12 protein-coding genes are annotated in these 12,032 nt (G+C 63.8%); 6 read left to right on the top strand and 6 right to left on the bottom strand.

The window, feature by feature from the left end; all coding sequences use genetic code 11:
* The first annotated feature begins 173 nt into the window (after positions 1 to 173).
* The 4 genes from LDZ23_RS25270 (at position 174) to LDZ23_RS25255 (ending at position 3,597) form a co-directional block, all read left to right on the top strand.
* Positions 174 to 1,178, top strand: coding sequence for a glycosyl hydrolase family 28-related protein (locus LDZ23_RS25270; protein ID WP_244808254.1), 1,005 nt, complete (start codon positions 174 to 176; stop codon positions 1,176 to 1,178).
* Positions 1,179 to 1,322: 144 nt separating this feature from the next.
* Positions 1,323 to 2,357, top strand: a complete 1,035-nt coding sequence (locus tag LDZ23_RS25265) for an SGNH/GDSL hydrolase family protein (RefSeq protein WP_008347551.1) — start codon at positions 1,323 to 1,325, stop codon at positions 2,355 to 2,357.
* Positions 2,358 to 2,642: a prevent-host-death protein gene (locus LDZ23_RS25260; protein ID WP_241484894.1), complete on the top strand. Its 285-nt coding sequence runs from the start codon at positions 2,358 to 2,360 to the stop codon at positions 2,640 to 2,642. It abuts the gene before it with no gap.
* Positions 2,643 to 2,814: 172 nt separating this feature from the next.
* Positions 2,815 to 3,597 (top strand): bestrophin-like domain, encoded by a 783-nt coding sequence (locus LDZ23_RS25255; protein WP_008347548.1) that lies wholly within the window; start codon positions 2,815 to 2,817, stop codon positions 3,595 to 3,597.
* A gap of 1 nt (position 3,598) precedes the next feature.
* Here the strand turns inward: LDZ23_RS25255 and bktB are convergent, their stop codons facing one another.
* The 3 genes from bktB to LDZ23_RS25240 all read right to left on the bottom strand — a co-directional run bounded on the left by bktB (position 3,599) and on the right by LDZ23_RS25240 (position 7,786).
* Entirely contained in the window at positions 3,599 to 4,783 is a 1,185-nt protein-coding gene (gene bktB / locus LDZ23_RS25250) for a beta-ketothiolase BktB (RefSeq protein ID WP_008347546.1), read from the bottom strand.
* A 32-nt stretch (positions 4,784 to 4,815) separates the two neighbouring features.
* On the bottom strand, positions 4,816 to 6,618 hold the full coding sequence (locus tag LDZ23_RS25245) for an acyl-CoA dehydrogenase (RefSeq protein ID WP_008347544.1): 1,803 nt from the start codon (positions 6,616 to 6,618) through the stop codon (positions 4,816 to 4,818).
* 163 nt (positions 6,619 to 6,781) lie between these two features.
* Positions 6,782 to 7,786: an AraC family transcriptional regulator gene (locus LDZ23_RS25240; RefSeq protein WP_081851888.1), complete on the bottom strand. Its 1,005-nt coding sequence runs from the start codon at positions 7,784 to 7,786 to the stop codon at positions 6,782 to 6,784.
* Between the two features lie 228 nt (positions 7,787 to 8,014).
* Between LDZ23_RS25240 and LDZ23_RS25235 the strand changes: the two genes are divergently transcribed.
* Positions 8,015 to 8,512 (top strand): hypothetical protein, encoded by a 498-nt coding sequence (locus LDZ23_RS25235; protein ID WP_051079011.1) that lies wholly within the window; start codon positions 8,015 to 8,017, stop codon positions 8,510 to 8,512.
* A 7-nt stretch (positions 8,513 to 8,519) separates the two neighbouring features.
* On the opposite strand, the gene LDZ23_RS25230 is transcribed toward LDZ23_RS25235, so the two are convergent.
* Entirely contained in the window at positions 8,520 to 9,407 is an 888-nt protein-coding gene (locus LDZ23_RS25230; RefSeq protein WP_008347535.1) for a LysR substrate-binding domain-containing protein, read from the bottom strand.
* A 131-nt stretch (positions 9,408 to 9,538) separates the two neighbouring features.
* Between LDZ23_RS25230 and LDZ23_RS25225 the strand changes: the two genes are divergently transcribed.
* Complete coding sequence (locus LDZ23_RS25225) at positions 9,539 to 10,294, top strand: SDR family NAD(P)-dependent oxidoreductase (protein ID WP_033536410.1); 756 nt, start codon at positions 9,539 to 9,541, stop codon at positions 10,292 to 10,294.
* Positions 10,295 to 10,301: 7 nt separating this feature from the next.
* Here the strand turns inward: LDZ23_RS25225 and LDZ23_RS25220 are convergent, their stop codons facing one another.
* Together LDZ23_RS25220 and phaZ are read right to left on the bottom strand one after the other, a co-directional pair.
* Positions 10,302 to 11,144 carry a class I SAM-dependent methyltransferase gene (locus LDZ23_RS25220; protein ID WP_034473361.1) on the bottom strand — a complete coding sequence of 281 codons (843 nt, stop codon included), beginning with the start codon at positions 11,142 to 11,144 and terminating at the stop codon, positions 10,302 to 10,304.
* A 49-nt stretch (positions 11,145 to 11,193) separates the two neighbouring features.
* Positions 11,194 to 12,009, bottom strand: coding sequence for a poly(3-hydroxyalkanoate) depolymerase (gene phaZ / locus LDZ23_RS25215; protein WP_008347529.1), 816 nt, complete (start codon positions 12,007 to 12,009; stop codon positions 11,194 to 11,196).
* Positions 12,010 to 12,032 lie beyond the last annotated feature (23 nt).

The following is a 12,032-nucleotide window of genomic DNA, read 5'->3' as shown; positions in this document are numbered from 1 at the left end:
GCAGTTTGCGCGCTTGCCGGGTGCGCTACCGTGCAGAAGTCCACGTTCATAACGTGCGAGAGTGGCGGCTGCGCGCGGCGTCATCGGAGCCTCGTCATCGTGAATCTCAATGCGCGTACGGAAGGCAAATGAAGAAATCCATTTGGGTTGTTGTAATAATGATTGTTGTTTCCGTGCTCGCGATAAACACGCCACGCGTGACGCAGCATGTGCAGGCGGTCTACGCAGTCTGGGACGATGGCCGGGTTCTGAACCGGCTGAACTGGCAAACCTTCGTGCGCTGGTGGCATCGGCTGAGGAACGAGAACTACGGCGGCGCGCATCGCGCCACGCTCACGAGTTCGCCGGTCCCGGCGACGCCGAGTTGTCCGCTGACGTCGTTCACGCCGCCGAAGCTCGTCGATCCGCGCAGCCCGAAGGATTTCGGCGCGGCCGGCGACGGCAAGACCGACGACACCAAGGCGTTCCAGGCCGCCATCGATGCCGGCGATGTGCTGGTGCCCGCCGGCACGTATCTGCTCAATCACACGGTCGTCGTCACGGCCAGCAACCGGCATCTACAGTGCGAGCCGGGCGTGACGCTCAGGAAGACGATCCGCAACAACGGCAACATGTTCAATTACGAAGGGCCGTCGACGGGCAACAGTCTCGTCGGCTGCAACTTCGTGGGCGCGAATCCGACGCGTATCCGCGAATGGGATCGCCCCGGCGAATACGACATTCCCGTCCAGACCAATGGCGCGGTCGACAACTTCGTCCTCGCGGGCAACAGCTTCCGCGATTTCTTCGGCCAGTCTATGTTCCAGACCGAAGGCCAGGGCGGCGGCACCGGCGCCGTGCTGATGTTCAACTCGTTCGCCAACTGCCCGCTGTACGGCATCGCGCTCGTCGGCTCGGTGAACGGGCGCGTGGCCTATAACCTCGCCGACAACTGCCGCATGGGCCCCGAGAACAACGACGCCACGCAGGACACCGGCGGCAACGTGCTCGAATGCAACCGCATGGTCAACGGGGGCAACATCACGGGCGGGGCGAATGGCGAAGGCGGCGTCGACTATAGCGGGAACGTCGTGCGTCACAACATCCTGGATGGCGGCTATATGCAGATCAGCCCGCCCACGCACGGCAAACCGGCGAGGTACATCGACAACACCTGCAACGACTGCGGGACGGAATAAGCGGGTTACTGACGCTGGAGTGGGAAGCGCATCTTTCTTGCTTGACGTTGCCATCGATACCCGGAGCCGCGAGTTCTTCCTCGCCGGACGACATTCCGTCGACGCGCGCGAAGCCGCCCCGGACAAGGATGAGACGGAGGAGCGATGCGCCAGATCGGAATCACGCCCGGCATTCGCCGCGCAATTTCTGCCGTGCTGATTGCACTGCTTACCTCATGCGGCGGCGGCAGCGGCAGCGATAGCGACTCGGGCGGAACGAGTCCGTCCGCGCCGGCGGGCGGCGTGAAGCTGCAGGTCGTCGCGTTCGGCGACAGCTTGTCGGATGTCGGCACGTACGCGCCCATCGCGAGCGCGGTCAAAGGCGGGCGCTTCACGACCAATCCGGGCCAGGTCTGGACGCAGAATGTCGCGCAGTATTACGGCGACACGCTGACGGCGGCATTCACGATCGACCTCGGACACGAGTTGAAGCCGCAAAGCGGTTTGGGCTACGCGCAAGGCGGTTCCACGGTCGCCACGCCGGCCGATCAGAACCAGTTCCTGACCGATGTGATCGGCGATATCGAAATGCCGGTCAATCAGCAGATTTCGAGCTATCTGTCGTCGCACGGAAGTTTCAATTCGAATCAGCTCGTGCTCGTTTGGGCCGGCGCGAACGATGTTCTGCGCGCGGGCACGCCGCCCGCCGCCAACACGACCGTGCAGACCGCCGCGACGACGCTCGCGCAACTCGTCGGCAAGATCGTGCAGAGCGGAGCCACGCATGTGGTGGTGGTGAACGTGCCGAATATCGGACTCTCGCCCGATGGCCTCCGCCAGTCCGATGGCGGCGGCAACCTCACGCAACTGTCGCAGCTTTTCAATGCGACGCTGACCTCGGCGTTGCAGACGAACGGGCTGCAAGGCAAGGTCATCGTCGTCGATTCCTATACGTGGACGACGCAGACCATCGCGAACTATCAGGCCAACGGATTCACCGTGTCGAACACGGCGCAGGCGTGCGATCCGTCGAAGACGCCGCACGATACGTCGCTGCTGTGCTCGCCGGCGACCTACGTGACGTCGAACGCGGACCAGACGTACATGTTCGCCGACGAACTGCATCCGACGACGCGCATGCACGCGCTCTTCGCGCAGTATGTCGAGCAGCAGATCGCGGCGAGCGGGCTCGGGCGGTGAGTGGGGCGATTTTGGGCGGAATCGCGTTGCTGCGGGACTGAATATGGTCGAGATTCGGTTGTTCATTCCTTGACTGAATTGACCGTGAACATAGCCGACCCCATGAAACCGACGATCAATCTTGAGAGCGAAGCGGCGCAAAGCGGCGCGACCGCGCAAATAACGAACGCGCTCTTGGATATCCTTGCCATCGGGCATACGCAAATCGATCGCGCTGACCACGTCGACGGCGACGAATTCTTCGCGAACCTCGGCGAACTCGACCGCCAACAGAAAATTCGCTAGCGCGTGGCCCGCACTCACCGCCGCGTCGATTTCCGCGCGCCGCGAATGTGCTGACGTTCGGAAGCGGCTATCACCCGCTATCAGCCCAGCGGCGAAATGCGCACGGGCACCTTCGAAGCCCCCCATCGACTGTGATTTAATGTGCTCCGTTCGGGTCCACGGAGCGCATCCGATGACGAGCACCTGGTTGCATAACCTTCCGCTTTGGCAGATGACGCTCGTGGTATTCGGCGCGACGGGCGTCGCGGGGGCGGCGATCCACTTCGTAACGGGCCGGCTCGCGGCCAGCGCGCATCGGCGCGCCTTCACGACGCTTTCGCCGGGCCTGCTTTCGCCGATCGGCGTCATCTTCGGCTTGCTCATCGCGTTCACCGCCGCGCAGGTCTGGAACGACACCGCGCGCGCCAACGGCGCCGTCGATGCCGAAGCCGGCGCGCTGCGATCCGTCGTCGTGCTGTCCGCCGCTTTTCCGCCAGACGCGCAGATCCAGTTGCGCAAGCTGATCCGCGAATACATCGAATACACCGTCAATACGGAATGGCCGATGATGGCGCAAGGCGCGGTCACGCTGAAAATCAGTCCGCCGACGCTGAACAAGGCGCTTCAGTTCGCGCTCGCCCTGCCCGCGATAACCCCCGGACAGCAGACCGCGCAGCGGCAGGTAGCGGTATCGCTGGAACGGGCGCTCGAAGCGCGCCGCGAGCGCATTCTGGTGAGCCGGTCCGAAGTCAGCGGCATCAAATGGCTGTGCCTCGGCTTTCTCGCCGTGTGTCTCGTCTTCGCGATCGCGCTCGTTCATGGCGAAAACCGGCTGACATCGGCCGTCGCGATCGGGCTCTTCTGCGCGAGTCTCGCGACGACCATGCTGCTGATTCTCTCGCACGACCGCCCATTCTCCGGCGAGATCGCGGTGAAGCCCGAGCCGCTCCTGCAGGTCGTCCCCGCGTTCGGCTGATTCACTGAAGATTTTCGAAGATCGCCGCGATGCCCTGACCGCCGCCGATGCACATCGTGACGAGCGCGTAACGCCCGCCGATGCGCTTCAGTTCATAAAGCGCCTTCACCGTGATGAGCGCGCCCGTCGCGCCGACCGGATGCCCGAGCGAAATGCCCGAACCGTTCGGATTCACCTTGCGCGGATCGAGTCCGAGCTCGTTCGTCACCGCGCACGCCTGCGCGGCGAACGCTTCGTTGGCCTCGACGACATCGAGCTGATCGACGGACAGACCCGCCCGTTCCAGCGCCTTGCGCGTCGCGGGCACGGGACCGATGCCCATATACGCCGGATCGACGCCCGCGTGCGCGTAGGACACGAGCCGCGCGAGCGGTTTCGCGCCGCGCCGCTCGGCTTCGCCACGCTCCATCAGCAGCACGGCCGCCGCCGCGTCGTTGATGCCCGATGCGTTGCCGGCCGTCACCGTGCCGTTCTCCTTGACGAACACGGCCTTCAGGCTTTCGAAGTCGCTCGGGCGCGCGTCGTGGCGGACGTGCTCGTCGGTGTCGAAGACGGCATCGCCTTTTTTCGCGCGCACGGTGATCGGCAGAATCTGCTCGCCGAAACGGCCTTCCGCGATCGCACGCGCCGCACGGCGATGCGATTCGAGCGCGAGCGCATCCTGCGCCTCGCGGGAAATGCCGTATTTGCGCGCGACGTTTTCCGCCGTCACGCCCATGTGGATTGTCTGAAAGGGATCGTGCAGCGCGCCGAGCATCATGTCGACGAGCTTGCCGTCGCCCATGCGCTGCCCGAAGCGCGCGCCCGGCAACGCGTACAGCGCGCGGCTCATGGATTCCGCGCCGCCGCCGATCGCGATGTCCGCGTCGCCGAGCATGATCGTCTGCGCAGCCGATACGATGGCCTGCAAGCCCGATCCGCACAGCCGGTTCACCGTCAGCGCCGGAACGTGCTGCGCGACGCCGCCGTCGATCGCCGCGACGCGCGCGAGATACATGTCCTTCGGTTCCGTATGCACGACATTGCCGAAGACGACGTGACCGACGTCGTCGCCCGCGACGTTCGCGCGCTGAAGCGTTTCGCGCACGATCATCGCGCCGAGTTGCGTCGGAGAGAAATCCTTCAGGCTGCCGCCGAAGTCGCCGATCGCAGTTCGCACGCCGCTTGCCACCACTACTTCACGCATTGCATCGCTCCTGTTGATTTCGCGCGCAGGCGTCAGAATTGCGCCTCGCTCAATGTGAACAGCGGATCGTCGCCGTGCGCCGAGACGATCGCGGTTTCCAGCGCGCGCGCCTGCGTCAGCACGTATTCGGAGAAGCAGTGCGCGGTCGCGATCTTCGCGCCGTGGAACGCCGGATCGTCGGCCCGTCTGGCTTGCGCGACGAGCAGCGCGCGCGCCATCTGCCAGCCCGACAACACGATGCCCGCGAGCTTCAGATACAGCACGCTGCCCGCGAACACCGCGTTCGGATCGCGCTTCGCGGATTCGAGCACGTAGGCGACGACGTTCGCGAGCGCGTCGCGGCCATCGGCGAGACGGCGATGCATCGAATCGAAAACGCGCGCGGCATCGCCGGCATCGACGGATTTCAGAGCGTCGAGCGTCTCGTCGATCTGCGCGAGCAGCACCTGCGCCGTCGCGCCGCGATCGCGCAGCGTCTTGCGGCCGACGAGATCGTTCGCCTGAATCGCCGTCGTGCCTTCGTAGATCGCGAGGATGCGCGCGTCGCGATAGAGCTGCGCCGCGCCGGTCTCCTCGATGAAACCCATGCCGCCGTGAACCTGAACGCCGAGGCTCGTCACGTCGTTTGCCATTTCGGTGCTCCAGCCTTTCACGACCGGCACGAGGAATTCGTTGAGCGCGAGATGGCGGGCGCGCGTGTCGGCGTCGTCGTGATGATGGGCGATATCCGCGTGCGCGGCCGCGACGTAGGCGAGCGCACGCGCGCCTTCGGTCATCGCGCGCATCGTGCCGAGCATGCGCCGCACGTCGGGATGACGGATGATCGCGACGGAACCCGCGCTCGAACCATCGACGGGACGGCTCTGCACGCGTTCCTTCGCATAGTCGGCGGCCTTCTGATAAGCGGCGTCGGACAGCGCGATGCCCTGCAAACCGACGCCGAAGCGCGCCGCGTTCATCATCACGAACATGTATTCGAGGCCGCGATTCTCTTCGCCGACGAGATAGCCGGTCGCGCCGCCGTTATCGCCGTACTGGAGCACGGCGGTCGGGCTCGCCTTGATGCCGAGCTTGTGCTCGATCGACACGCAATGCACGTCGTTGCGCGCGCCGAGGCTGCCGTCGTCGTTGACGAGGAACTTCGGCACGACGAACAGCGAGATGCCTTTCACGCCTTCGGGCGCGTCCGGCGTGCGCGCCAGCACGAGATGGACGATGTTCTCGGCCATGTCGTGCTCGCCCCAGGTGATGAAAATCTTGGTGCCGAACACCTTGTAGGTGCCGTCGCCCTGCCGTTCGGCGCGCGAACGCACGAGCGCGAGATCGGAGCCGGCTTGCGGCTCGGTCAGATTCATCGTGCCGGTCCAGACGCCTTCGATCAGCTTCGGCAGATAGCGCGCCTTCAGTTCGTCCGAGCCCGCGAGCAGCAACGCTTCGATGGCGCCATCGGTGAGCAGCGGGCACAGCGCGAAGGAAAGGTTCGACGCGTTCAGCATTTCGATGCACGGCGACGCGATCAGTTTCGCGAGCCCCTGTCCGCCGAATTCGGCCGGATGGCTGATGCCTTGCCAGCCGCCTTCCGTGTATCGACGGAAGGCATCGGCGAAACCGGGCGTCGCCGTCACTTCGCCGTCGCGCCACTCGCTCGGCTGCTGGTCGCCGCGCGCATTCAGCGGCGCGATGACTTCGGCGGCGAGTTTCGCGCCTTCGTCGAGAATGGCAAGCGCTGTGTCCGCGTTCGAATCGGCAAGTCCGGGAAGCTGGCTGATGCTTGCAATATCTGCCAGCTCTTCCATGACAAACATCATTTCCTTGACGGGCGGCGTGTAATTCATCGATGACTCCTGGGCCCACAGCCTTTCGACGAAACGCGCGCTGTGGCAAACAAACGTTGATGTGTTGCGATGCATGGTATCAACGCCGCCGAAATCCTTAGCTACCGGAATCTGCCCTTTCACTGACAAAATCTGCCAAACGCGCCGGCCGCTTTTGGGCGCGTCACTCGCCTTTTCTTTGCCGGTACGCCGCGGGCGTGCTGCCGGTCCAGTGACGGAACGCGCGATGAAACGCGGTCGGATTATCGAAGCCGACGTCGTATGCAATGGCCGCGATGGCATCGTTCGAACGGGTGAGACGCTGGATCGCGATGTCGCGGCGCACTTCGTCCTTGATCGCCTGAAAGGTCGTGCCCTCGGCTTCGAGACGTCGGCAGAGCGTGCGCATCGAATAGTGCAACTGCTGCGCGACGGCATCGACGGTCGGCGTCGACGGCAGGCCCGTCGCGATGCACTGCCGCACGCGATGACACACCATCTCTTCCGTGAACGACACGAAAATCCAGTCCTCCGGCGCGCGCTGAAGAAACGCGTCGAGATCGGATTTGCGCTGACGGATCGGGCGGTCGAGATAGCGCGCATCGAACGCGATGAGCGTGCGGTCGCGGCCGAAACGCACCGGCCCCGGAAACAGGTACAGCAGATCGCCGGACTGCGCGGGCCGCATGAATTCGAACGCCGCTTCGATGAGTGGAATCTTCGCGCGGATCAGCCACGACGCGACGCCGTGCACGAGCTTCAGCACGAGTTCCCGCGCGAGCGCGCTCGCGGGCGGTCCAGCGGGATTCGCGACGAATTCGACGGTCGCATACGGTCCCTCGCGGCGCGACACGAGCTGGAATTCATCGAGCACCAGATGGAAGAACTGCCCGAAGCGATGCAGCGCGACCTCCAGACGCGGCGCGTCGAGCAGGCTCAAACACAGAAATTTGAGCGTGCCGTTGCGCAGCGGACGCGCGAAGATTCCCGGCATCTCGTCGTCAAGTTCCATCGCAAGCAGGCGATAAAGCGTCGAAAACTGCTCCTGTGTGACGCGCGCGGCTGGCATGCCGAGTAATTCGTGCGGAATGCCGGAATGTTCCGCGAGCCGGATGACCGCGGCGCGGTCGGCGCCCGAAAGGAAGCCGTTGACGACCGAGATGGGAACGGTTGGGGAAGGAGGCCTCATGAGGCCGATTTTGTCATAGCCGCCGGGCGGCGTAGCGCGGAACGCGTACGTTCGTGCTTCATCGCGAACGTCCAGAGCGGTGCGGACGAATCGCTGGACCTTTCAGATTGAAACTTCTATAACGGGATGTGCAAGCGCCGTCCGAAAGGCATCCGTCCGCGACGAAGCTCGCTCGAATTAGTTAGGAACTCGAACCATATGTTCTGAAGAAAATTTTGGAGGTTGATCATGACCCGTTTCCCCTGTTCAACGAAACTCCTTGCGTTGCCGGTTCTGAGCCTGATGGCAGGCGCATCCGCCGCTTGGGCGCAGACGCTTCCGAAGCAAGGCAATATCGAAGCCACGTACACCGCATCCGGCGCGGATGTGCGCAATATCAGCGTGAGCGGCGATGACGCCGTGTATCTCTTCGAATCCACGCTCCTGATGACGAACAACAAATCGCCGCTGATGCAAAACGTCACCGCGCGCTGCGTCGAAGCTGGCTTCAGCGCGGGCACGGCGACCGGATATTGCGTCTATTCGGACAAGGACGGCGACAAGTTCATCGAGTCCTACACGTATCAGGGCGGCACGCCCAAGGGCAAGGGAACGATCGGCTCGGGCACGGGAAAATACAAGGGCATCGAAGGTCAGTTCGACTGGCAGCAAGTCGTCGCCCTGCCCTCGGACAAAGGGACATATAACTACGTCGGCAAGAAGACCGGCAGCTATCGCATTCCGTGAGCGAGATTCAAAGCTGAAAGATGGACGCCACATGATCGATGAACGCGCGGACGACAGGCGGCAGCCCGCGACGGGTCGTGAAGACGAGGTGGACGATCCCGGTTTCGGTTTTCCACGACGGAAATACATGCACGAGCTCGCCGCTCGCGACCTGCTCGCGACAAACGTGATCCGGCAGCAAGGCGACGCCGAGCCCAGCCATCGTCGCATCGCGCAGTGAGATATAGTCCACGCACGTCATGCGCGGCTCGCTGCGGATCGTATGCGACGCGCCATCCGGTCCGGTGAATTGCCATTCGATCTCGCCCATCTGATCGGTGGTCGCGAGCGTCGGCAATGTCGATAACACCGCAATGTCGCCGCTCGTGCAAAGCGACGCGACGACGGGCGCGGCCACCAGAATGCGGCTCGAATGCCCCAGCGTCCGCACGATCAACGACGCGTCCGTGTCCAGCCTGACGCGCACGCGAATGGCAATGTCGATGCGTTCCTCGATCAGATCGACGGGACGATCCACGGCGATCACCTGCAAGCGCGCCTTCGGAAAGCGCGTCAGAAACGTGTTGTATGCCTTCGACAAAGTCGGCATGAGACCGAGCGGACAACTGCAGCGGATCACGCCGCGCGGTTCGCTGAGCGCTTCGGAGACGACCGAATCGGCTTGCTGCACGTCGAGCACGATCGTCCGGCAACGCTCGTAGAACGCCTGTCCGACGTCGGTCACGCGAAAGCGGCGCGTCGAACGTTCGATCAGGCGCACGCCGAGCCGCGCTTCGAGCCCGGCGATGCGTCGGCTGATCGTCGATTTAGGCGTGCGCAGGACGCGGCTCGCCGCCGCGAAGCCTCCATGCCCGACGACTTCCGCAAATAGAACGTAATCGTTGATGTCCGCCATGCCGATTGCCTCGATTGACCCATTTTTGGAACTATCAAACCCAGTTTCGCAGTCTACCGCGCCGATTGTCTCATCGGCATGATGTCTTCAACGCGACGCAACGTGCGACGCGAAACCAACGGAGAACTCAAATGACTGGCAAATTCGAAAACAAGGTCGTGGTCGTGACGGGCGGCACCAGCGGAATCGGCTATGCAACGGCGGCGCGTTTCGCGGCGGAAGGCGCGTCGGTGTTCATCACCGGCCGTCGTCAGAAGGAGCTCGACGCGGCTGTCGAGTCGATGAAGGGCCGCGTCGTCGGCATCCGCGCGGACATGTCGAACCTCGCGGATATCGACCGCGTCTACGATGCCGTTCAGCAGAAGCATTCGCACATCGACGTGCTGTTCGCCAACGCCGGCGGCGGCTCGATGCTGCCGCTCGGCGCGATCACCGAAGAGCACTACGAAGACACGTTCGGGCGCAACGTGAAGGGCACGATCTTCACCGTTCAGAAGGCGCTTCCGCTGCTGCGCGACGGCGCATCGGTGATCCTGACCGGGTCGACGGCGGGCAGCGTGGGCACCGCCGCGTTCAGCGTCTATAGCGCGTCGAAGGCGGCCGTGCGCAACCTCGCGCGTAGCTGGACGCTGGACCTGAAGGATCGCGGAATTCGCGTGAACGTCGTCAGCCCGGGGCCGGTGAAAACGCCTGGTCTCGTCGAGCTGGCCGGCCCCGATCAGGCGCAGCAGCAAGGCCTGCTCGACTACATGGCGTCGAACGTGCCGCTCGGACGCGTCGGCGATCCGGACGAAGTCGCGAAGGTCGTGCTGTTCCTCGGATCCGATGAATCGAGCTTCGTCGCGGGCGCGGAATTCTTCGTCGACGGCGGCATCGCTCAGGTCTGAGACCTCACTAAGGCTTGACGAACCTGAGCGTCATGCGATCCGACTCGCCGATGGCGGCGTAACGCGACCGGTCGACATCGCCGCCCCGGTAAGTGGGCGGCAAGGACCACACGCCGTTCGGATAGTCCTTCGTATCCTTTGCATTCGCGTTGATCTCGCTGCGCGCAACCAGCACGAAACCCGCTGCTTGCGCGTGCTCGATCACGAATGCTTCGGTCACGTAGCCGGAATCGATCATTTGCTGCACGGTCGTTCCCGGCCGCGCGCGATGCTCCTCCACGCCGAGCACGCCGCCATGCTTGAGCGCGTCATTGAACGCGCGCAGGTTTGCATCGATCTGGCCGTCCTTGATCCAGTTATGGATGTTCCTGAACGTGAACACGCGGTCGAACCGCTCATGCGCGTTAAAGCCGATGAAGCGCCCCGCGTGCAACGTGCCGACGACGACGTTTCCATACACCGCGGGCGCAGCCGCGAGCTTGCGCCGATAAGCGGCGTCGGTATCGCTGTCCTCGGCGGCGAGATCGGCGGATATGCTCAGATATTGCGCCTCGTAAAGCTGACCCGAATCGTGCAGATAGGGCGCGAGTATGTCCGTGTACCACCCGCCGCCCGGCGCGATTTCGAGCACCGCCTGGGTCGGAGTCAGCTCGAAGAACTGCAGCGTTTCTCTCGGATGACGATAGACGTCGCGCGCCCTCGCCTTGTCGCTGCGTTGCGATCCGTTAATGGCGGCATCGAGCGACGATTGCGCATCGCGTGAAGAAGACGCGCATCCTGTCAGCGCGAGCATGAAGCTGGCGGCGGCGATGACGATCGCGCGCCGCATGTCGAGGCGAATGAGGTTCATGAAGCACGATGCGAGTCCGAGGTATCCGACACGATACGCGTTTCTTTCGCTATTCGCTCGCCAGGAAACTGCGCACCAGCGGCCCGACTTCGCATGTTCGCGTGATGAGAAACAGATGCCCGTCCTCGATGACATGCAGCGTCGCGCGCCGGATGCGGCGCGCAAGGATTTGCGCGTTGACGAGCGGAACGATGGGATCGTCGTCGCCGTGCATGACGAGCGTCGGCTGGCGCAGGGAGCCGAGCCAGAGCAGGCTGCTCCATCCGCACGTCGCGAGCAGTTGATACATGTATCCGCGTCCGCCCGGCGCGCGAATGTGACGGCCATGTTCCGCCAGCAGCGCGGGATCGCGCCGATAAGCGCCGCCGTAAATCTCCGCGCCCACTTCCCGCAGATAGTCCGGATCGCGGTAACGCCGCGCGCCGACGAGCTTCGACAGCACCGATAGCCGCCCCGGCACCATGATGACGCCCGGCGATGTCGCGGCCAACACCAGCCTGCGGCAGCGATACGGATACATATACGCGAACTGTTGCGCCAGCGCGCCGCCCCACGACACGCCGAGAATGTCGACCGGCCCTTCGTAGCCGAGCTTCCCGAGCAGCTTGTCGGTCATCACCGCGAGCGTCGCGAAGCGATACGGCACGAGCGGCGCGGGCGATCCGCCGACGCCGGGAACATCGAAGACGACGACTTCGACATCGCCGAGCGCATCGGCGAATGGCTGAATCAGTTCGAGATTCGCGCCGATGCCGTTGAACACGACGAGCGGCGGCGAAGTCTCGTTGCCACGCCAGATGCCCACGCGAAGCGTTTGGCCATCCAGCGAAACAGTCTGTATTTCCGGTGCGCGCACGTTTTTCATCTTTGTTTTCCGTTTGGACGCTT

The sequence above is a fragment of the Caballeronia zhejiangensis genome, assembly GCF_022879815.1.
Classification (GTDB): Bacteria; Pseudomonadota; Gammaproteobacteria; order Burkholderiales; family Burkholderiaceae; genus Caballeronia; species Caballeronia zhejiangensis.
Note: the sequence above shows the minus strand (reverse complement) of the source record. Positions and strands in the feature narration are given on the sequence as shown.